Below are 21,584 nucleotides of genomic sequence, written 5' to 3'. Positions count from 1 at the left end.
AATTAATATTTTGGACAATTTTTAGATTGAAGTAATGAAAAATTAAACATTTTTTAGTGTGAAAATTTACAGAATTAGAAAACTGCTTTTCAAGATTTACATAAAAAAACGCTATTTTAATGTAGTCTTTTTCTTTCTTTTTGTTGTTTTTTGCTTAAAAATAATATAAAATTCAATTTTTTTTGCCTTTAAATTTTGATTTTCGAAGCCCATTTTTTTCTTTCGAAATCTTTTGGAATCCATTAGTATAACTGGGATTAAAGCTGTTTTTGTTTTTCTTGCAAAAATGCTAAATCGTTGATTTATAGTATATTTTTAAAATGTCTTATCTTTGCACCGTAGAAATTTCAAGAGGGTGACAGCGTTTTGAAGAAAAACAATTTATGATAAAGAAATGGTATTTTTATGCGAGTTTAGTCGTTATTATTACATTTTTAAGTTTGGGATTTATTCCCTCAGATCACGAAACCAAACCTTGGTTTTTAATTGAAAAAACAGATGGATCAGAATACATTTTTCCATCGAAAGAAAAAGAGGATTATCCAAAAATCACCAACGTCCCATTCACAGGAAATCGTCTTATAGGATTCAAAGAAGCAGTTGCTTTTAAAGAATCACAAGGGCAGTACAGGCTAGTAAACACTCTTGGTTATATGGGTAAATATCAATTTGGTTCTAAAGCTTTAAGAGCAATTGGAATTAATGATAACAAAGCCTTTTTAAAAGATCCTGCTCTACAAGAAAAAGCATTTCTTACTTTGTTAGCTAAAAACAAATGGATTTTACGCTACGAAATCAAAAAGTATGAAGGCAAAATTATTAATGGTATTGAAATTACCGAATCTGGAATTTTAGCTGCAGCGCATTTAGGTGGTGCAGGTTCTGTAAAGAATTTTTTCAAGAATAATGGAGGCAGACATTTTAGAGATGCTTTCGGAACTTCTCTGAAAAGCTATATGAGAGATTTTGCAGGTTACGATTTGTCTTTTATAAAGGCAGATAGTGACGCTAAAGTTAACGACTAAATTAAAAGAGGTTGTTTCGCAACAGTGAAACAACCTCTTTTTCTATATTCATTTTCCATGTCGCTAATAACTGAAAACCGAGACTGAGACTGAGAACTGAGACCGTAAACTCAATCTATTAAAGCTTCTAATATTTTTATCGCTGCTTCACTAATTTTGGTTCCTGGGCCAAAAACCGCTGAAGCTCCTGCATCAAACAGGAATTGATAGTCCTGAGACGGAATTACACCTCCGACAATAACCATTATATCTTCTCTTCCGTGTTTTTTTAGTTCTTCTATAACCTGAGGCACTAATGTTTTATGACCAGCAGCTAGCGAAGAAACTCCTAAAATGTGAACATCATTTTCGACAGCTTGTTTTGCCGCTTCGGCAGGAGTTTGAAATAAAGGGCCAATATCCACATCAAAACCAACATCGGCATAACCTGTTGCCACTACTTTTGCACCACGATCGTGACCGTCTTGCCCCATTTTGGCAATCATAATTCTTGGACGTCTTCCTTCTTGTTTAGCAAAAACATCAGCTAGTTGTTTTGCTTTTTCAAAATTTTCGTCATTTTTTATTGCTGCACTGTACACACCGCTAAAAGATTTAATTTGTGCTTTAAAACGACCAAAAACAGTTTCTAATGCATTACTGATTTCGCCTAATGTTGCTCTGTTTCTGGCGGCTTCAATAGCATTTTCTAATAAATTGCCTTCTCCTGTTTGTGCACAAAGGATTATTTTTTCCAGTGAATTATTTACTTTTTCAGTATCTCGAGTTCGTTTTATTTCTTCCAACCGTTCTATCTGCTGTCTTCGAACAGACTGATTATCTACGTCCAGAATATCTAAAGGATCTTCTTTTTCTAAACGATATTTATTTACGCCGACAATGATATCTTGTCCGCTATCAATTCTTGCTTGTTTTCTCGCTGCGGCTTCTTCAATTCGAAGTTTTGGAATTCCTGCCTCAATAGCTTTGGTCATACCGCCTAATTCTTCGACTTCTTCAATGAGCTTCCAGGTTTTTTCTACGATTTCGTTTGTTAGACTTTCCACATAATAACTTCCTGCCCACGGATCTACCGTTTTGGTAATTTTAGTTTCTTCCTGAAGATAGATTTGTGTATTACGTGCAATCCTGGCCGAGAAATCTGTTGGAAGCGCAATAGCTTCGTCTAATGCGTTGGTATGAAGGGATTGCGTTCCTCCAAATACAGCTGCAGTGGCTTCAATACAAGTTCGGGCTACATTATTAAATGGATCTTGTTCGGTCAAACTCCATCCGCTGGTTTGACAGTGTGTTCTTAGTGCTAAAGATTTATCACTTTTTGGATTGAACTGTGTTAATAATTTTGCCCAAATCATACGACCGGCTCTCATCTTGGCAATTTCCATAAAATGATTCATCCCGATTGCCCAAAAGAAAGAGAGTCTCGGAGCAAATTCATCAATGGTCATTCCTGTTGATAACCCGGTTCTGATATATTCCAAACCATCGGCTAAAGTATAAGCTAATTCGATATCTGCCGTTGCTCCAGCTTCCTGCATGTGATAACCAGAAATGGAAATGGAATTGAATTTTGGCATTTTTTTGCTTGTAAATTCAAAAATATCAGCAATTATTTTCATTGACGGAGTTGGAGGATAGATATACGTATTTCTAACCATGAACTCCTTTAAAATATCATTTTGAATTGTTCCAGCTAATTTCTCTGGACTAACGCCTTGTTCTTCTGCAGCAACAATATAAAAAGCCATAATGGGTAGAACAGCTCCGTTCATGGTCATTGATACCGACATTTCATCAAGCGGAATCTGATCAAAAAGTATTTTCATATCTTCAACAGAATCTATTGCAACTCCTGCTTTTCCAACATCGCCGACAACTCTTTCATGATCTGAATCGTAACCGCGGTGCGTTGGTAAATCAAAAGCAATGGAAAGCCCTTTTTGACCTGCTGCTAAATTTTTTCTATAAAAAGCATTGCTTTCTTCGGCTGTCGAAAATCCTGCATACTGACGAATAGTCCACGGACGTCTTACGTACATAGTAGCGTATGGGCCACGTAAATTCGGTGCAAAACCAGCTCCGAAATCAAGAAATTCTAAGTCTTCTATATCTTTCTCTGAATAGTTTTTTTTGATTTCGATTCCTTCTGCTGTAGTGAAGTTTTCAGTTAAAAGTTCTGAGTTATGCATCAAATCGCTTAACGTCTCACTTTTAACTTTTAGCTTTATATGTTTAAGGTCTTTTCTTATCATCGAGACACTTTATTTGAATTTGTAATTAATTACGTTTGAGATTATTCAAGTTCCAGTCTTTCCTGCTCCATTTTCTCTGCCAATCTTTTCTCGATAATTGGTGTAATTAATGTTTTTCTAGGTTTAATTTTTACAAAAGGAAACAATTCTAAATCATGTTTCATTCGGTCTTCTTTGTTTGGATATTTATTTGTGCCCAAAAGAATTTCCTTTTTAGAATCAAATAGTTCTTGTTCTTTATTGGCACTTTCCTGTATTTTCTTTTTGATTGTTCCTTCGTTCAAGAGTTTTAGGAAACCTCCGTTGGATTCAATTTCCTTAAATAAATTCAAGCTTTTTTCAGCCAGCTGCATTGTTAAACTTTCGATATAATAACTTCCGTCAGCCGGATTATTTACTTTATCAAAATAACTTTCATGTTTTAAAATCAAAAGCTGATTTCTAGCAATGCGATCTCCAAATTCGTTGTCTTTATGGTATAAAGCATCGTAAGGAAGGTTAGCAATAGCATCTGCACCGCCTAAAATTGCCGACATACATTCGGTTGTAGTGCGAAGCATGTTGACGTTATAATCGTAAATTGTCTTATTTCGTTTGGTTGGCGTAACCAAAAAATGACATTTGATATTGGAATTATATTCTCCAGCAATTAAATCAAATAACATTCTAAGCACACGAAGTTTTGCAATTTCAAAGAAATAATTGCTTCCAACCGAAATTTGAAAAACTATAGATTTTGTCTGATTCGCAAAACGATTCAAATATTCATTTGCATGAGCAAGACTATATCCAATTTGCTGTGTTATATTAGCACCTGAATTTTGATATAAACCTAAATCAACACTTAGCAGATTTAAATTTGTGGTATTTTTAAAAAGTAAATCTAAAGTTTCAAAATTATTTTTTTCTGAAGTTGCAAACCAATTTCCTTCTCTTGCTAATTGTCCGATTGGATCAAAATTGCAGTAAAAAACAGCCTTTTTCTGAATCGAAATAGTATCTAATAATTTTACGAAATCGATTGAAATGAAACTTAAATGAAAGTAAACAATTTTGTTTTCTAAAGGAAGATTTTCCAATAGTTTTTGAACTTCAATTTTATCATTTTGAATGGTAAAACGAAGACTTTCTGCACCTCTTTCTAAAGTGTTTAAAGCTCTTTCTGTAGATTTGTTAACATCAAAAACAAAGATATTCTGGCAGATTTTAAAATCAGCAGCTTGTGTGTTTACAGTGGCAGCTTTCGAAAATTCGTCGCTGTGATAAAATGGTTTTACCTGAATGTCTTCCAGAGAATTCCAGATAACAGTCTGGTTATAATCGGCTCCATCTAATTCAAACTGAATTTTTTGTTTCCATTGTTTGGATGAAATCGGATTAAAATCGTCGAATAGGTTAGTGGCCATTGTATTTTTTTTGATTATTCTTTTTCTTGAATTGTGTCTCCTTCAAATTGAATGATATAAATATCTTCGCTGTCTTTTTTCATGAAATACTTTTCGCGGGCGTATTTCTCAATTTGTTCTGGATTTTTTAATTGTTTGATCTGTTCCTGATCTTTTTTGATTTCTTCTTGATAATATTTTTTATTATCCTCAAGCTCATGTATTTGTTCATCCAGGAAACGATGATCAAAATAGGAGTAATTGTCTAAAAATAACATCCAAACGACAAAAAAGAGCAAAACCCAAACGTATTTGTTGCCTAGGTATTTAAACCATTTTTTGTCTTTGTATGGATTTTTAAATTTCATTTTAAACGAATATTTCTTTTGAATATGATTGGTCTTTTCTAGCCCCGATAGTAGTGGAAATCCTTTTGTGTCTCGTTTCTTTAACGAGACACAAAAGATTACTTCACTTAATTTTTATTTCAAGCGGAGTTCAGTGAACTTCGTTTGAAACGAATAGCGGGAAATAGCTCCTAATTTCTATGGTTTAAATTTACAACAAAAATTATGAAATTCGCTGATTAATTACAGCTCTAACCACATCAATTGCTACTGTATTGTATTTGTCATTTGGGATAATGATATCTGCAAAAGCTTTAGATGGTTCTATAAATTGCTCGTGCATAGGTTTTAAGGTCGTTTGGTAACGGTTTAAAACTTCATCAATATCACGTCCGCGTTCTGAAATATCTCTTTTCAAACGACGGATTAATCTTTCGTCTGAATCTGCGTGAACGAAAATTTTAATATCGAACATATCACGTAATTCCGGATTGGTTAGAATTAAGATTCCTTCCACAATCATTACTTTTCTTGGATGAGTTGAAACCGTATCGTCTGTTCTGTTATGTTGCACAAAAGAATAAACTGGTTGATCAATAGTTTCTCCTGCCTTTAAAGCTTTAAGATGATTTACCAATAAATCAAAATCAATCGCACGAGGATGGTCAAAATTGATTAATGCTCTTTCGTCAAAAGACAAGTTAGTTGTTTCTTTATAGTAAGAATCTTGAGAAATTACGCCAACTTCTGTATGTGGTAATTCATTCATGATTTGGTGTACTACTGTCGTTTTTCCGCTTCCAGTTCCTCCTGCGATTCCAATAATGAGCATAAATTTTTTGTTTGATTATTTGTTACGCAAAAATAATAATTTAACTGAATTGCTAAACATGTAATAAAATTTAACCATATAAGTAATGTAAGTAAATTTAAGTTATAAGATATTTAAATAAAATGTCACTTAACTGAACTTATATTACTTATATGGTGAAAAATATAAAAAAAATCCCGAAAGTAAACCTTCGGGATTTCGTGCAATCAGTATAGTTTTAAAAAAATATTCTGAATTTAGTAAGCACTTGTAATTATTTGTTCTTTTTTGCTTTTATCATCATTTCAAGCTGATCCCAAAGTTCTTCTGGAATTGCTTCTAATAAATTGAATTGTCCCGCGCCTTTCAGCCATTCTCCTCCGTCAATTGTAATTACGTCTCCGTTGATATAAGATGAAAAATCTGAAACCAGATAAGCAGCCAAATTGGCTAATTCCTGATGATCTCCAACTCTTTTTAATGGCACTTTTTTAGCCATATCGAATTTCTCAGACAAGTCTCCAGGCAATAATCTGTCCCAAGCTCCTTTTGTAGGGAATGGGCCAGGGGCAATTGCATTAGAACGAATTCCATATTTTGCCCACTCTACAGCAAGACTTCTTGTCATGGCTAGAACTCCGGCTTTGGCCGTTGCGCTAGGAACTACGTAAGCAGATCCTGTCCACGCGTAAGTAGTTACTATATTTAAAATCGTTGCCGAAGTTTGTTTGGTGTCTATCCAATGTTTTCCAAAAGCTAGCGTACAGTTTTTAGAGCCTTTTAGTACGATATCTATAACAGTATCAAATGCATTTGCAGATAGTCTTTCGGTTGGTGAAATAAAATTTCCTGCGGCATTATTTAAAAGAACATCAACTTTGCCAAAAACTTTTAAAGTTTCCTGAAGCATGTTTTCTACTTCTTCGTAATGACGGACATCACATTGCAGTGGCAAACATTTACCTCCAGTCTGGCTTTCCAGTTCGGTAGCTGTAGTTTTTAACTTCTCTAAATCTCTAGAAGTTATCGCTACTTGAGCTCCTAATTCGAGAAAATATTTGGTCATAGCTTTGCCTAAACCGCTTCCGCCGCCTGTAACGACAATGACTTTGCCTTTTAAAGCATCATCACGCAACATTTTATCTGTATAGCTCATACTTTTTCTTTTTTTTGCAATATTAATTAAATAAAATAGGATGCATGCATAATAATGTTATAAAATTTCAATAAATTTTATATTTCACATATTTTTTTTGCTGCAGACTCTAATGTCAAGTTATCTTTAGCAAAGCAAAAACGGATTAATTTCTGGTCTTTGTGGTCGGAATAAAAAGTTGAAATAGGGATTGCGGCGACACCATGATTGATAATTAAGTTTTTGCAGAAAGTCACATCGTCTTCATTTGAAATGTCTGCATAAGAAGCTACTTGGAAATAAGTTCCTTCGCAAGGTTTTAATTCGAATCGACTGTTTTGAAGCAGTTTCTGGAAATAATCTCTTTTTTCCTGATAGAATTTTCCTAACAGATTTACATCAACAACATCTAAATATTCGTTGATAGCAAACTGCGAAATGCTATTGACGCTGAAAACTAAAAATTGATGCACTTTTTTGATTTCTTTCATTAAATATTCAGGTGCAATCGTGTAACCAATTTTCCAGCCTGTGATATGAAATGATTTTCCAAAAGAAGAAACCGTTACACAGCGGTCTAAAAGAAAGTTTTTGGTGTGTGCTGAAATATGTTTTTCTTCAAAAGTGATATATTCATAAACTTCATCAGACAAAATGATGAGTTCTGGATATTTAGAAAGGATTTTCTCTAATTCGAGAAAATCGGCTTCCGTTAAAATTTTTCCCGTTGGATTGTGCGGATTATTGATGATGATCATTTTACTCTTTTCAGAACAAGCTTTTTCAATTCTTTCCCAATTTGGCGTATAATCATCGTTTAGGGCAACTCGAACAGGTTTTGCTTTACATAGTAAAACAGGAGATTCGTAAGAATCATAACTTGGATCGAGAATAATTACTTCATCATTTTCTTTTACTAAAGCCAGAATCGTAGTGAAAATTCCCTGTGTCGCACCCGCTGTTATCAAAAGTTCTGTGTCAGGATTGATTGTTCTGTTATAAGAATCCTGAGTTAGTTTTGCAATTTTATTCATCAACGGAGGATAACCTGCCATTGGTGTGTATTGGTGAACATTTTCCTTTGCTAATCTCGCTACAATATCTGTCAATCTTTCATCTACAGGGAAATTTGGAAATCCTTGCGAAAGATTGATAGCATTGTATTCGGTGGCCATTTTAGACATTACCGTGAAAATGCTTGTGGTTACATTTGGGAGTTTACTCATGATGTACATCAATTGGTATCGTTAAATAGTAGCGAACTCTCACAAGTGAGTCATTTTGTTTGCCAGGAAGCCATTTTGGACATTTTTTCAAAACGCGAATTGCTTCTTCCCCTGTTCCATAGTCAGCATCTTTAGTGACTTTTATGTCGGTTAGTTCGCCATTTCTCTCAACTACAAAATTCACATCGACTATGCCCTTTACTTGAAGTTCTTCGGCTGGATATTTATAATTTTGTCTAATGAATTTATGGAGCTTTTCAATTCCTCCTTTGAAATCTGGTTTTACATCTATGGAGTCAATACCATATATTGTAGTGTCTATTTTTATTTCAACAATATCTTTATTAAGAGTTGAATCGATTTCTGGAACAAAAATTTCAGTAGCGCTATCCGTAGAAATTTCAGTAGCACTGTCTTGAGAAATAGTTTGTTCTGTTCTTTTGTCTTTTGAAACTTTAGTTTCTGTTGCAGAATTACATTGTGTGAAACAGATTAAAATCAAGATCAAAATTAGAGACTTTCTCATTACCTAGATCAATTACATTTTATGAATAATAAAAATCGCAGGACGTTTATCAATATCAATTTTTAATTTCTTCCAATCTGAAATTTTCATTGTTTTGATAAATTCTGTTGGCAAGGTAATATCTGCAGCAATACATAAATGTGTTGAAGGATTTAAAATCTGAACCAAATCTTCAATCAGTTTATTGTTTCTGTATGGTGTTTCAATAAAAATTTGAGATTGGTTTTTATCGTAAGACAATTTCTCAAAATGTCTTAAAGCTGATTTTTTCTCATCTTTATCAATTGGTAAATAACCATTAAAAGTAAAACTCTGGCCATTCATCCCAGAAGCCATCATAGCCAATAGGATAGAAGAAGGACCAACCAACGGTACAACCTGAATTCCTTTTTCGTGGGCCAGTTTTACAATTACAGCGCCGGGATCGGCAACGCCTGGACAACCGGCTTCGCTCATTAAACCCATATTTTTTCCTTCTAATAAAGGTTTTATGAATTCTAAATGTTCATGAGTTTCGGTTCTTTTATTTAAAGTAAATAGAACTAATTCAGATTGTTTTTTTTCAGGATATACTGCTTTTATTGATTTTCGGGCAGTTTTGTCGTTCTCCACGATATAATGGTCAATAACTTCTATAGTTCTTCTTACAGTTTGTGGTAAAACGTCCATCGGATCGCTTTCGCCCATTGTAGTTGGAATTAAATATAGTTTTCCTAGAAGTTTCATTTGTATTGGATTAAAATTAAAAAATTCAATCATTTCTATTTTAGAAACAATTGAATTGAAGTTATACGTATTTTTTGATTAGTTTATCCGCGATGATATCAGTTACTTCATCAAGCATTTGATAAACATTTTCAAATCCGTTTGTAGCGCCATAATAAGGATCTGGAACATCTACATTTTCGTCTGGAAATAATTCATTAAGAATCAAATGAATTTTGTTTTTGTGTTCAGGTCTTTTTGCCAAATGACTTACATCGTTGAAATTCGAATTGTCCATTACATATATATAATCGAACTCATCAAAATCACTGGTTTTAATCTGTCTTCCTTTTTGTTCGCCGATATTGATGCCGTATTTTTTAGCGACTTCAATAGAACGTTTGTCTGGACAATGACCCACATGCCAAGAACCTGTTCCTGCCGAATCGACAAAGAATTTATCTTTAGGTAATTTAGAAGCTAAAATTCCTTCTGCTAAAGGAGATCTACAGATATTCCCTAAACAAACCATTAAGATTTTTACAGGCATGATGCGTCTTAAAGCGTTAGTTTTTTATTAATGTCTTCTACAAACTTTTTAAATTGTTTGTCTGTAGAAACTAGGTTGTCGACTGTTTTACAAGCGTGAAGAACAGTTGCGTGATCACGGTCTCCAATTTGTGAACCAATATTAGCCAAAGATGCTTTAGTGAATTTTTTAGCAAAAAACATAGCTAATTGTCTGGCTTGTACAACGTGCCTCTTTCTGGTTTTAGATTGAAGTGTTTCAATGTCTAACTGGAAATAATCTGAAACGATTTTTTGGATATAATCGATAGAGATTTCTCTTTTTACATTTTTAACAAATTTCTCTACAACACTTTTCGCTAATTCAATCGTAACTTCTTTTTTGTTGAAAGAAGATTGAGCAATTAAGGAAATAATGGCTCCTTCAAGTTCTCTAACATTAGATTTAATGTTACGGGCAACATATTCTAAAATATCTTCCGGCATTTCTACACCATCACGATATAAGATGTTTTTTAAGATCGAAATACGAGTTTCATAATCTGGCTGATGCAATTCTGCAGATAATCCCCATTTAAAACGAGATAATAATCTTTGCTCAATATCCTGCATATCAACAGGAGCTTTATCTGAAGTTAAGATTACTTGTTTTCCGTTTTGGTGTAAATAGTTGAAAATATGGAAAAATACATCCTGCGTTCCTGATTTTCCAGATAAGAACTGAACATCGTCAATAATTAAAACGTCAATTAATTGGTAAAAGTGAATGAAATCATTACGATTGTTCTTTTTTACCGAATCAATATATTGTTGTGTAAAAATCTCAGCAGAAATATATAAAACCGTTTTTTCCGGATATTTATCTTTTACTTCTACACCTATAGCATGTGCCAAGTGTGTTTTTCCTAAACCAACTCCTCCAAAAATCAACAACGGATTAAATGAAGTTCCTCCAGGTTTGTTGGCAACAGCCATACCAGCAGAACGAGCCAAACGGTTTGAATCTCCTTCTAAGAAATTATCAAAACTGTAGTTCGGATTTAACTGAGACTCAATTTTTAAATTTCTGATCCCAGGAATTACAAACGGATTTTTTAATTCAGGATTTAAATTTTTAAATGGAGCATCAACTTCTTGCGGCTTCATCGGAACTCTGTTGGAACTTGGCAACTGCTCGGTAAACGGTTGTTTATTTCCATAAGTGTTCTCCATTTTAATTTTATAGAGTAACTTTGCGTTTTTTCCCAGTTCTTTGGTAAGCGCAACTTTCAATAATTTTACGTAATGCTCTTCGAGCCATTCGTAGAAAAATTTACTTGGAACTTGAATATATAATGCGTTGTCGGTTAGCTCAACTGATTTGATTGGTTCGAACCAAGTTTTATATGCTTGGTCTTGAATATTGTCCTTTATAAAGGACAAACAGTTTTCCCATACCGATTGAGCAGTTTTAGTCATAGATTCAAATAAATTTTTATATTATTGATAAAGATTCTCCTAATAAAAAAGGAGCGATTTTATTCCTTATTTCGGGATAACAAATATGTGAACAAATTTCTGTAAAAAAAAATATTTTGGTATCTAATTTTATAAAAAAAAGTTGTAATAGGGCTTTTTAAATTCGAATTTTTTTAATATTTTATAAATGAAAAATCATCAGACTCAAGTACGAGTTCGTTACTCAGAAACCGACCAAATGGGAGTCGTTTATCACGGAAATTATGTGCCTTATTTTGAAATTGGACGCGTGGAATGGCTTAGAAATAAAGGGGTTTCGTATAAAAGCATGGAAGAAAGCGGAATTGGTCTTCCAATTGTGAACATGAATATCAATTACAAAAAATCGGCAAGATATGATGAGCTTTTGACAATTCACACGACTTTCAAAAGTCACTCTTCGGTTAAGATTGAATTTGACTGCGCAATCTATAATGAGTCAAATGAGTTATTAACAACTGCCACGTTTATTTTGGTATTTGTCGCGTTAAAAACAGGTCGTCCAACTGCCCCTCCAGAGTACATTTTAGACATATTCAAATCACTTGAAGAAAAGTGTTAAAATGACGTTTGTTTTTGTGTTAATTTATATAATTTTAATATCAATTTCGAACATTAAATCAAAAATGCTGAAGACTGCTTCGGCATTTTTTTTTCGTGTTTTGGTCACAATTTTACCAATTGGTAGTCCTGAATCTTCATTCATTTCCATTTCCTGAGAGGTAATTTCCAGTTTCTTTTCTTTGATTACTCGCATTACTTTATTCATGTTTTTATAATCAAAAGAAATTAAAAATTCGACATCTATGGTTTTTTCTACAATTTCACAAACTTCTAAAGTCTGTTGCGCTGTAGTTCTGTAAGCCGAAATCAAACCACCAACTCCTAATTTTATACCTCCAAAAATCCGAACCACTACAACCAAAACGTTTGTTAATCCAAAAGATTGTATTTGCCCATAAATTGGTGCTCCGGCTGTATTACTTGGTTCTCCATCATCATTGGCACGATAAGAAATTTTATTTCCGACTCCTAATTGATACGCATAACAATAATGTACTGCATGCGGATGTTGCTTTTTAAGATCCTCAATAATGGGTTTTACTTCATCTTCATGATCTATCGGAAATGCATATCCAAAGAATTTACTGCCTTTTTCTTTGAACAGTATTTCTTCAGATGCAGTTGCAATAGTTTGATAAGTATCGTTGATTTCCAAATGTTAAGCTTTTAATTTTTTTGCCACGAATTACACAAATTTCCGCGAATTTTAGCTTTAATTTTTAAACCAATTCAATTAGTGAAAATTTGTGTAATTCGTGGCAACATATTTTTTAATCCTTTTCTAGTATATCTCGACAGCTATCGGGAGTGGCTAAAATATTTTTTTTATAATAATCCTTTGGTAAATAAATCTACAACATCTTCTTTTCCAACTTGTAGATTCCAAATTTTAATTCCTAAAGTGGCGGCGCTGTCTGTATTTTCTTTTTTATCGTCTACAAACAAAGTGTTTTCTGGAACTAAGTTGTGTTTGTCTAAAAGAGTTTGATAAATTTTTGGATCAGGTTTTCTTAGTCCCATTTCAAATGAAAAATATACTTTCTCAAAACAAGCATAAAAATCTTTATAGAAAGAAACACCACTTTTCTGTTCGAAAGTATTGATGTGAATAGAGTCGGTATTACTTAATAAGAACAGACGGTATTTTTTTGATAACTCCTGAAGAAACTCCAGACGATAAAAAGGGAAGTCTGCCAAAACAGCATTCCAGGCTTTTAGAATTTCTTCTTTTGAAGCGTTAGGCAATTGTTTCTGAAAACCGCCAATAAAATCTTCCGGTGAGATACCTCCAACTTCAAACGAAAAATTTAACTGGTCAAAGTCTGTGTTCCATTCTTTCATTCCTAATTTTTGCAGACCAGAAATGGTAGCCTGTTTGTCTAAATTGATAAAAATATCACCAAAGTCAAAAATTATAGCGTTAATCATGATTTTTAATCTGTATTAGTTCGTCACCTTTTATATTAGTTGTGTTGCTAATTTTTCCTGAAATAATGGGAGCTTTTGTGCCGTTATTAAAATTTAATTTTCCTTTAAAAATACGAGCTTCATCCCAAAGATTTTCATCAATAAAAGATTGTAAAGTTTGTCTTCCACCTTCAATTATTATAGACTGAATTTGGTTTTGATACAAAACTTCCAAAATCTGCGGCATGATGTTTTTACTAAAATCGATTATTTCAAACTGAGTGTTTTCAGTTGATGATTTTATATTCTCACTCACAAAAACAATGGTTTTAACAGAATCATCAAAAACAAAACTGTCTGGATTAATTCGGTTATTACGATCTATAATCACTCTTGCTGGATTATTCCCGCTCCAATCTCTTGCATTCAATTTCGGATTGTCATCGACAACAGTTTGTGTTCCCGTTAAAATGGCTTGCTCTTCAGTTCTCCATTTATGAACCAATTGTCTTGAATATTGATTTGTAATCCAAATTGGTTTTCGTTCCTGATCTGAAACTTTTTCAGGAGCTAAAAATCCGTCCTGACTTTCTGCCCATTTCAAAATGATGTAAGGACGTTTCTTTTGATGAAAAGTGAAAAAACGTTTATTCAGTTTGTTGCATTCTTCTTCCAAAACGCCAACAGTAACATTTGCTCCGGCTTCGATTAATTTTAAAATGCCTTTTCCTGCTACTTTTTCATTTGGATCAACCGTTCCAACAACAACATTCGGAATTTCATTTGCAATAATCAAATCACAGCAAGGTGGTGTTTTGCCAAAATGACTACAAGGCTCTAGACTCACATAAATAGTAGCTTTCTTTAAAAGAGATTTATCTTTTACGGATCTTACAGCGTTGACTTCTGCATGTGGTTCACCGGATTTTTTATGCCATCCTTCGCCAATAATTTTGCCTTCGTAAACAATTACACTGCCAACCATTGGGTTTGGATATGTTGTTCCAAGCCCATTTTGTGCCAGTTCTATACAGCGTTTTATGTGTTTTTCATGTATATTCACAGTGCAAAAGTAATTATTTTTGAAGTTATCTCTAACTGAAAACGGTTAAGTTGTGAAACAATACGCTTAGTTATAATAGTATCGAAAAACTATATATACTTTTGTATGTATAATGATTTAGAATAAAAAAAATGGTAAATTGGCTTATACGAGCAATTGAAAAAGAAGACAATCAATCAGTTGCGAGTTTGATTAGATCTGTTTTTGACGAAATGGAAATCCCAAAAGTAGGAACTGCATACGAAGATCCTTGTCTGGATTTTATGTTTGAGGAATATGGTAAAGCAAAATCGGCTTATTTTGTCGTTGAAAATGATGGAGAAATTGTTGGCTGTGCTGGAATTGCGCCTTTAGAAAATGGAGGTTCTGGTATTTGTGAATTGCAAAAAATGTATTTCCTGCCAAAAACAAGAGGTTTAGGAATTGGAGCCAAAATGATGGAAAAATGTTTGGAGCAAGCAAGAGCTTTTGGTTTTGAAAAATGTTACATCGAAACGATGCCTTTTATGCATGCCGCGCAAAAGCTCTATAAAAAATCCGGTTTTGAATATTTAGATGCTCCATTAGGTTGCACTGGGCATAATTCTTGCCCGGTATGGATGTTGAAAGTTTTGTAGAAAAGATGTAACAAAATTGTAGAGACGAGACTTATTGAACTCACAAATCAGTTTAAACTGATTCTATAATGTTTAAAAAACTGAAATGAAAATTAAACAATACCGCACTCAATTTATTAAAGAATTATCGCCTTTTTACGATGCGTACGAAGCGGAGAGTTTTTTTTATTTAATTCTGGAAGAGAAACATAAGCTTCGTCAGATTGATTTAGCATTGAATCATGAACTGGCATTTGAAGAGAATGACTTTATTATATGGGATGAATTAGTGAAACATTTAAAGAAAGAAGTCCCAATTCAGTATTTACTGGGTAAAACACATTTTTACGGTTTGGATTTCGAAGTAAATGAAAATGTTTTAATTCCAAGACCGGAAACCGAAGAATTGGTTGAATGGATTATTAACGAAAATGCAGGCTCAGAAAAATCTAAAAAAATAAAAATTCTTGATATTGGTACTGGAAGTGGGTGCATCGCCATTTCACTGGCTAAAAATCTACCCAATGCAGAAGTTGTGGCGATTGATGTTTCTAAAAAAGCAATCGAAACAGCTAAAAGAAATGCCGTCAGAAATAATGTTGATGTGACTTTTGTATTGGCGGATATTCTCAAAGAAGAAGAATTAAGATTTCAGTTTGATATTATTGTTTCAAATCCGCCTTATGTTCGTAATTTAGAAAAAGTGGAAATCAAGAAAAATGTTCTGGATTACGAACCGCATTTAGCGCTTTTTGTAGAAGATAACGATGCTTTGATTTTTTACAGAAAAATTGCCGAACTAGCGAAAAAAGCTCTTTTTGGAACTGGAAAATTATATTTTGAAATCAATCAATATCTGGGAAAAGAAATGACCGATTTATTAGAAAATATGGATTTTAAAAATATAGAATTACGAAAAGACATTTACGATAACGACCGAATGATGAAAGCGAATGTTTAAGTTTTCAGTCTCAGTTTTCAGTCTCAGTACCAACTGAAAACTGAGACTGCGACTGAATACTAAAATTACTCATATCGCAAAGCTTCAATCGGATCTAACTTCGATGCTTTTATAGCCGGATATAAACCAGAAACCAAAGCCACACAAAAACTAGTTGCAAAAGCGGCAAAAATGGCCATCCACGGAATTACAAATACAAAACTCATTGCGGTTGCTATTCCGAAACCAAGAAGTATTCCAAGAAAGATTCCAACCAAACCGCCAATTTGTCCAATCAATAGAGTTTCGATAAAAAACTGAAAAGCTACAGTAGATCTTTTTGCGCCTAAAGCTTTACGAACACCAATTTCGCGAGTACGTTCTGTAACTGAAACAATCATAATATTCATCAAAGCGATAGAAGATCCTAAAATGGTAATAACGGAGATAATCCACGCTGCCCAGCCTAAATATTTGGTGATTCCTAGGATTCTGTTGATTAAATCGTCGCTTCGACCAATTCCAAAATTATTATCGCGCACCGGACTCAGTTTTCGAACTCTTCTCATGGTGCTTGTCGCATTGTCAACAGCTTCGTCTAAAAGTTCTTTTTTTGAAACCATGACACTAACAGTATAATTGATGTTTGGAGCAGTAAATAAAGATCTTGCAACCTGAATTGGAATCAAAACACGTAAATCCTGACTATTTCCAAAAGTGGATCCTTTTTCTTTTAAAACACCAATAACTTTAAATCGTGCACCGCGAATTGAAATTACTTTATCAATAGGATTTACATCTTTCAAAAGTCCCTTTTCAAAATCAGAACCAACAACACAAGAGTATGTATTGTTGTCAATATCAAATTGGTTAAAAGAACGTCCTAAAGTGGTTTCTAAACCAGAATTAGTAATAAAGTGTTCGTCAACACCAACAACTGTAATTTCTGGATCTGTTTTGGTGTCTAAATATTTTACTTCAGCTTTTGAAGTCGCTGTAAAGGAAAGCGAAGTTTCTGTAAATGGATATTTGTATTTATTTTTAAAAGCAACTGCTTCCGGATAAGAAATAATTGGATTAATCACTTCACGTTCTTTTCCACCGCGATTACGAACATTGTTTTCGTATTGATTAATATTGAAAGTGTTGGCTCCCATTGAAGCAAAATTAGTAGAAATGGTATTCTCTAAAGCAGAAACTACAGTAAGGATTCCGACCAAAGCGGTAATACCAATAGCGATAATTAAAACGGTAAGAATAGTACGCAGTAATTGTGTTTTGATGGAACCAAACGCAATTCGGATATTTTCTTTAAATAATTTTAGCATCATGACCAATTTGTCACGAAAATACGTTTTTTGTTACAAGTTTGCTTTCGATGTGCTATTATTTATTTCAAAAAGTAAGATATTTGCAGGCGATTTAAGTTAAAAAGAAATAATGTCAAAGTGTTTTAGTTTTTATGATTTCAAGGAATCTAAAAGCTAAAATCAGAAATCTAAAATCTAAAATAAAGAAGATGGCTTCAAAACCAAGCATTCCACAAGGAACAAGAGATTTTTCGCCTGCAGAGGTGTCAAAACGTCAATATATTATTCAGACGATAAGGATTAATTTTGAGAAATTTGGCTTTCAGCCGATAGAAACTCCTTCGTTTGAAAATTCAGATACTTTGATGGGGAAATATGGAGAAGAAGGAGATCGTTTGATTTTTAAGATTCTAAATTCAGGTAATTTTTTCTTCAATAAAAATAAAATTGAATTACCGGAATCATTAGAAGCGCTTCAGACCAATTCAGCAGAAACAATCAGTTTAGAGCAAAGAATTGAGCTGAATAAATTTACAGGAAGAATTTCGGAAAAAGCATTGCGTTATGATTTAACTGTGCCATTTGCAAGATATGTGGTACAGCACCAAAACGAAATTGAATTCCCTTTCAAGAGATATCAGATTCAGCCGGTTTGGAGAGCAGATCGTCCACAGAAAGGCCGTTACAGAGAGTTTTTTCAATGTGATGCCGATGTTGTGGGTTCAAAGTCACTTTGGCAGGAAGTAGAATTGGTTCAATTGTATGATACTGTTTTTACGGCTTTAGGTTTAGAAGGTGTTACCATTAAAATCAATAACAGAAAAATATTATCTGGAATTGCGGAGGTTATTGGTGCTTCGGATAAATTAATTGATTTTACAGTTGCGCTTGATAAACTGGATAAAATAGGTGAAGACGGTGTTAAAAAAGAAATGATTGAAAAAGGAATTTCTGAAGAAGCTTTAGTAAAAGTACAGCCTCTTTTTAGTTTTTCAGGAACTTTTGCGGATAAAATCAACCAGCTTTCAGAATTATTAGCTTCATCTGAAGAAGGAATGAAAGGGGTTGAAGAATTGAAATTCATTTGTGACAATGTTGCCGATTTAGGATTTTCAACAGCAGTTTTAGACTTAGACGTGACTTTGGCACGTGGATTAAATTACTACACTGGGGCTATTTTTGAAGTGGCGGCGCCTAAAACCGTTTCCATTGGTTCTATTGGTGGTGGCGGAAGATACGACGATTTGACTGGTATTTTTGGTTTGAAAAACATGAGCGGTGTTGGGATTTCTTTCGGTTTAGATAGAATCTATTTGGTTTTGGAAGAATTAAACTTGTTTCCTGAAACTGTTGCAGCGACTTCAAAAGCAATATTCTTAAATTTTGGAGACAAAGAAGCTCTGTATGCTTCAAAAGCCATTCAGCAATTAAGACAAGAAAATATAAAAGTAGAATTGTATCCTGATAACGTAAAAGTGGGGAAACAATTTCAATATGCAGATAAACGTTTGATTCCATTTGCGGTAATTACAGGAGATCAGGAAATAGCTTCGAATACCTATGCACTTAAAAATTTAGTGACAGGAGAACAGGTTTCTGTAGATTTTGAAGGATTGAAAAATGCTTTGTTAGATTAACTATTTGAAACGAAGGTTTTGCCATAGATTATACAGATTTAAAGGTTTTTTGTATTTCACGCAGATTCGGCAGATTAGAGCGGATTTAATTGATTTTATATAAAATAATCTGCTCTAATCTGCCTAAATCTTTTTTAAAATCTGTGTGAAATAAAAATATAGGTTAACTGTTTGAAATAAAGGTTTTTGCTTCGGACATCTCGTGTTCAAAGGAATTTCTTTTAAAATCTCTACAAGAAATAGTTGTCGGAGAAGAAAAAATACTTTTAATTTGCGACCTCAAGTTACGGGCGTAGTTCAAGGGTAGAATAGCGGTCTCCAAAACCGTTGATGGGGGTTCGAATCCCTCCGCCCGTGCAAAAAAAAATATTTTACCGCAAAGAACACAAGGTTTTTTATAAAGCTCAAGAGTGAAAAAAAACCTTGTGTTCTTTGCGGTAAATTTTTTGTAATTACTGAATTTAAAGGTGAAGAAAGCATAAAAAAAAAGCTTCGTCTCTATAGGCGAAGCTTTTTTTAATATAAGGTAAATTTGAATTAATAATTATTTTGAGGCCAAGGCCAACCCTTAAATTCAATTTTGGTGGTAATGATTTTTGTTTTTCACTCTCAAAGATAAAACAAACTATAACGTAATAGTCTTAAAATTATACTAAAATTTAATTCACTATTTTCGCTTTTTAAAAGTCTCATAATTAATAAAGTGACAATTTGACATTTTATGAGATTTGGCAGTACTTTTGCAATCCAACAAAAAGAAATAAAAAATGAAGTTTAAAAATATTTTTAAAAATAAAAGTAATATGACTACGGAAAATACAGAATTCGATCAGGAATTAGATGATGCAACGATAGAGACTAACGCTAATGGAGAGCAATTAATTGTTGAAGAATTAAGTGTTGAAGAGCAATTAGCTCAGGACTTAGCTAAAGAAAAAGATAAGTTTTTAAGATTATTTGCTGAATTTGAAAATTACAAAAAAAGAACTTCAAAAGAGCGTCTTGAATTATTTAAAACTGCAAACCAAGAAGTTTTGTTGGCAATGCTTCCAGTTTTAGATGATTTTGACAGAGCGACAGTAGAAATCAACAAATCTGATGATGAAAATCTGAAAAAAGGTGTTGAATTGATTCATGAAAAATTGAAAAGCACTTTAGTTTCTAAAGGTTTGGAGCAAGTTGAAATACAAGCAGGAGATGCTTTTAATGCAGATATTGCTGAAGCAATTACCCAAATTCCAGCTCCATCTGACAAATTAAAAGGAAAAATTGTTGATGTAATTGAAAAAGGATACAAATTAGGAGACAAAATTATTCGTTTCCCTAAAGTTGTTGTTGGAAACTAAAAGGCAAATAGAAATTTCGAACCCTTTTTGGAATTTGGAATTTTAAAATTTGGAATTTAAACCTAATTATGAAAAAAGATTTTTACGAAATACTAGGCATTTCAAAAAATGCTGATGCTGCCGAAATTAAAAAAGCCTATAGAAAAAGTGCTTTAAAATACCACCCTGATAAAAATCCAGGCGACAAAGAGGCAGAAGAAAACTTCAAATTAGCGGCAGAAGCTTATGAAGTTTTGAGTGATCCACAGAAAAAAGCGAAATACGACCAATATGGACATCAGGCATTTGATGGTTCAGGAGGATTTGGCGGTCATGGCGGAATGAATATGGATGACATTTTCAGCCAGTTTGGTGATATTTTTGGTGGCGGATTTGGCGGTTTCGGAGGCGGAGGCGGAGGTCCTCGCCGTGCGAAAGGAAGCAATCTTAGAATCAAAGTAAAATTGACTTTGGAAGAAATTGCAAATGGAGTAGAGAAAAAAGTAAAAGTAAAACGTAAAGTTCAAGCTAAAGGCGTAACCTATAAAACTTGTACCACTTGTAATGGTCAAGGGCAGGTTATGCGTGTAACCAATACCATTTTAGGAAGAATGCAGTCTGCGTCAACTTGTCCTACTTGTGGTGGTTCTGGTCAGATTTTAGATAAAAAACCTTCTGAGGCTGATGGTCAAGGAATGGTTCAAGAAGACGAAACAGTATCAATTAAAATTCCTGCAGGAGTTGTTGATGGAATGCAATTAAAAGTTGCTAACAAAGGTAACGATGCGCCAGGAAACAGTATTCCTGGAGATTTAATTGTGGCAATTGAAGAAATTGAGCACGAATTCCTGAAACGTGAAGGTGAAAATGTTCACTTCGATTTATATATCAGTTTCCCTGAAGCAGTTTTAGGAGCTTCAAAAGATATTGAAGCCATCAACGGAAAAGTTCGTATTAAACTGGAAGAAGGAATTCAGTCTGGAAAAATCTTAAGATTGAAAGGAAAAGGAATTCCAAGTTTAAATGGTTACGGAAGCGGAGACTTACTGGTTCACGTAAATGTTTGGACGCCAAAAACATTGAACAAAGAACAAAAACAATTCTTTGAGAATGCTTTAAACAACGAACATTTTGCTCCAAGTCCAGAGAAATCTGAGAAATCGTTCTTTGAAAAAGTAAAAGATATGTTTTCATAATCGCAACTTTTTTAAAAGTCTAAATAATTTTAAAACCCATTCTATACATAAATTAGAATGGGTTTTTTGCTTAATATGACATAAATTCATTTCGAATTATTTACTTTTA

At 33.4% G+C, this 21,584-nt stretch carries 21 protein-coding genes and 1 tRNA gene; 8 read left to right on the top strand and 14 right to left on the bottom strand.

Annotation, left to right across the window (positions count from 1 at the left end):
• Positions 1-383: 383 nt before the first annotated feature.
• Complete coding sequence (locus tag BM289_RS08070; RefSeq protein WP_091492294.1) at positions 384-1,025, top strand: peptidoglycan-binding protein LysM; 642 nt, start codon at positions 384-386, stop codon at positions 1,023-1,025.
• 110 nt (positions 1,026-1,135) lie between these two features.
• Here the strand turns inward: BM289_RS08070 and scpA are convergent, their stop codons facing one another.
• From scpA to dnaA, 10 genes are all read right to left on the bottom strand, one after another.
• Complete coding sequence (gene scpA, locus BM289_RS08065) at positions 1,136-3,277, bottom strand: methylmalonyl-CoA mutase (protein WP_167365403.1); 2,142 nt, start codon at positions 3,275-3,277, stop codon at positions 1,136-1,138.
• A gap of 41 nt (positions 3,278-3,318) precedes the next feature.
• Complete coding sequence (locus BM289_RS08060) at positions 3,319-4,683, bottom strand: methylmalonyl-CoA mutase subunit beta (protein ID WP_091492292.1); 1,365 nt, start codon at positions 4,681-4,683, stop codon at positions 3,319-3,321.
• 14 nt (positions 4,684-4,697) lie between these two features.
• The gene (locus BM289_RS08055; protein ID WP_091492291.1) at positions 4,698-5,030 is read right to left on the bottom strand and encodes an FtsB family cell division protein; all 333 of its coding nucleotides are present in this window, start codon (positions 5,028-5,030) and stop codon (positions 4,698-4,700) included.
• A 202-nt stretch (positions 5,031-5,232) separates the two neighbouring features.
• The gene (gene udk / locus BM289_RS08050; protein ID WP_091492289.1) at positions 5,233-5,841 is read right to left on the bottom strand and encodes a uridine kinase; all 609 of its coding nucleotides are present in this window, start codon (positions 5,839-5,841) and stop codon (positions 5,233-5,235) included.
• Positions 5,842-6,094: 253 nt separating this feature from the next.
• Positions 6,095-6,976, bottom strand: coding sequence for an SDR family oxidoreductase (locus tag BM289_RS08045; RefSeq protein ID WP_167365402.1), 882 nt, complete (start codon positions 6,974-6,976; stop codon positions 6,095-6,097).
• 77 nt (positions 6,977-7,053) lie between these two features.
• A complete protein-coding gene (locus BM289_RS08040) occupies positions 7,054-8,181 on the bottom strand; it encodes a methionine aminotransferase (protein ID WP_091492287.1) in 1,128 nt (375 codons plus the stop codon).
• The gene (locus tag BM289_RS08035) at positions 8,174-8,707 is read right to left on the bottom strand and encodes an energy transducer TonB (protein ID WP_091492286.1); all 534 of its coding nucleotides are present in this window, start codon (positions 8,705-8,707) and stop codon (positions 8,174-8,176) included. The genes BM289_RS08040 and BM289_RS08035 overlap by 8 nt, the downstream gene beginning before the upstream one ends.
• A 12-nt stretch (positions 8,708-8,719) precedes the next feature.
• Complete coding sequence (locus BM289_RS08030; RefSeq protein ID WP_091492340.1) at positions 8,720-9,433, bottom strand: SAM-dependent methyltransferase; 714 nt, start codon at positions 9,431-9,433, stop codon at positions 8,720-8,722.
• A 61-nt stretch (positions 9,434-9,494) separates the two neighbouring features.
• Positions 9,495-9,962, bottom strand: coding sequence for a low molecular weight protein-tyrosine-phosphatase (locus tag BM289_RS08025; RefSeq protein WP_091492284.1), 468 nt, complete (start codon positions 9,960-9,962; stop codon positions 9,495-9,497).
• A gap of 8 nt (positions 9,963-9,970) precedes the next feature.
• On the bottom strand, positions 9,971-11,398 hold the full coding sequence (dnaA, locus tag BM289_RS08020) for a chromosomal replication initiator protein DnaA (protein WP_091492283.1): 1,428 nt from the start codon (positions 11,396-11,398) through the stop codon (positions 9,971-9,973).
• A gap of 187 nt (positions 11,399-11,585) precedes the next feature.
• On the opposite strand from dnaA, the gene BM289_RS08015 reads away from it, so the two are divergent.
• A complete protein-coding gene (locus BM289_RS08015) occupies positions 11,586-11,999 on the top strand; it encodes an acyl-CoA thioesterase (RefSeq protein ID WP_091492281.1) in 414 nt (137 codons plus the stop codon).
• A 24-nt stretch (positions 12,000-12,023) separates the two neighbouring features.
• On the opposite strand, the gene BM289_RS08010 is transcribed toward BM289_RS08015, so the two are convergent.
• The 3 genes from BM289_RS08010 to ribD all read right to left on the bottom strand — a co-directional run bounded on the left by BM289_RS08010 (position 12,024) and on the right by ribD (position 14,471).
• On the bottom strand, positions 12,024-12,656 hold the full coding sequence (locus BM289_RS08010; protein WP_091492279.1) for an IMPACT family protein: 633 nt from the start codon (positions 12,654-12,656) through the stop codon (positions 12,024-12,026).
• A 170-nt stretch (positions 12,657-12,826) separates the two neighbouring features.
• Complete coding sequence (locus BM289_RS08005; protein ID WP_091492278.1) at positions 12,827-13,429, bottom strand: HAD family hydrolase; 603 nt, start codon at positions 13,427-13,429, stop codon at positions 12,827-12,829.
• Positions 13,422-14,471, bottom strand: a complete 1,050-nt coding sequence (gene ribD, locus BM289_RS08000; RefSeq protein WP_091492276.1) for a bifunctional diaminohydroxyphosphoribosylaminopyrimidine deaminase/5-amino-6-(5-phosphoribosylamino)uracil reductase RibD — start codon at positions 14,469-14,471, stop codon at positions 13,422-13,424. The genes BM289_RS08005 and ribD overlap by 8 nt, the downstream gene beginning before the upstream one ends.
• A gap of 131 nt (positions 14,472-14,602) precedes the next feature.
• On the opposite strand from ribD, the gene BM289_RS07995 reads away from it, so the two are divergent.
• Both BM289_RS07995 and prmC read left to right on the top strand, forming a co-directional pair.
• Positions 14,603-15,088 carry a GNAT family N-acetyltransferase gene (locus tag BM289_RS07995; protein WP_091492275.1) on the top strand — a complete coding sequence of 162 codons (486 nt, stop codon included), beginning with the start codon at positions 14,603-14,605 and terminating at the stop codon, positions 15,086-15,088.
• 85 nt (positions 15,089-15,173) lie between these two features.
• The gene (gene prmC, locus BM289_RS07990; RefSeq protein WP_091492273.1) at positions 15,174-16,028 is read left to right on the top strand and encodes a peptide chain release factor N(5)-glutamine methyltransferase; all 855 of its coding nucleotides are present in this window, start codon (positions 15,174-15,176) and stop codon (positions 16,026-16,028) included.
• A 65-nt stretch (positions 16,029-16,093) separates the two neighbouring features.
• Here the strand turns inward: prmC and BM289_RS07985 are convergent, their stop codons facing one another.
• A complete protein-coding gene (locus BM289_RS07985) occupies positions 16,094-17,338 on the bottom strand; it encodes an ABC transporter permease (RefSeq protein WP_167365401.1) in 1,245 nt (414 codons plus the stop codon).
• A gap of 188 nt (positions 17,339-17,526) precedes the next feature.
• Here BM289_RS07985 and hisS point away from each other — a divergent pair, with 188 nt between their 5' ends.
• From hisS to dnaJ, 4 genes are all read left to right on the top strand, one after another.
• A complete protein-coding gene (gene hisS, locus BM289_RS07980) occupies positions 17,527-18,954 on the top strand; it encodes a histidine--tRNA ligase (RefSeq protein WP_091492338.1) in 1,428 nt (475 codons plus the stop codon).
• Positions 18,955-19,240: 286 nt separating this feature from the next.
• Positions 19,241-19,311: transfer RNA gene (locus tag BM289_RS07975), tRNA-Trp, on the top strand.
• 410 nt (positions 19,312-19,721) lie between these two features.
• Positions 19,722-20,300 (top strand): nucleotide exchange factor GrpE, encoded by a 579-nt coding sequence (locus tag BM289_RS07970; RefSeq protein WP_091492270.1) that lies wholly within the window; start codon positions 19,722-19,724, stop codon positions 20,298-20,300.
• A 68-nt stretch (positions 20,301-20,368) separates the two neighbouring features.
• Positions 20,369-21,475, top strand: a complete 1,107-nt coding sequence (dnaJ, locus tag BM289_RS07965; RefSeq protein WP_091492268.1) for a molecular chaperone DnaJ — start codon at positions 20,369-20,371, stop codon at positions 21,473-21,475.
• Positions 21,476-21,584 lie beyond the last annotated feature (109 nt).

This window comes from Flavobacterium phragmitis (genome assembly GCF_900112575.1).
GTDB classification, from domain to species: Bacteria; Bacteroidota; Bacteroidia; order Flavobacteriales; family Flavobacteriaceae; genus Flavobacterium; species Flavobacterium phragmitis.
The sequence above is the reverse complement of the archived record's forward strand: the minus strand, read 5'-3'. Positions and strand labels throughout refer to the sequence as shown.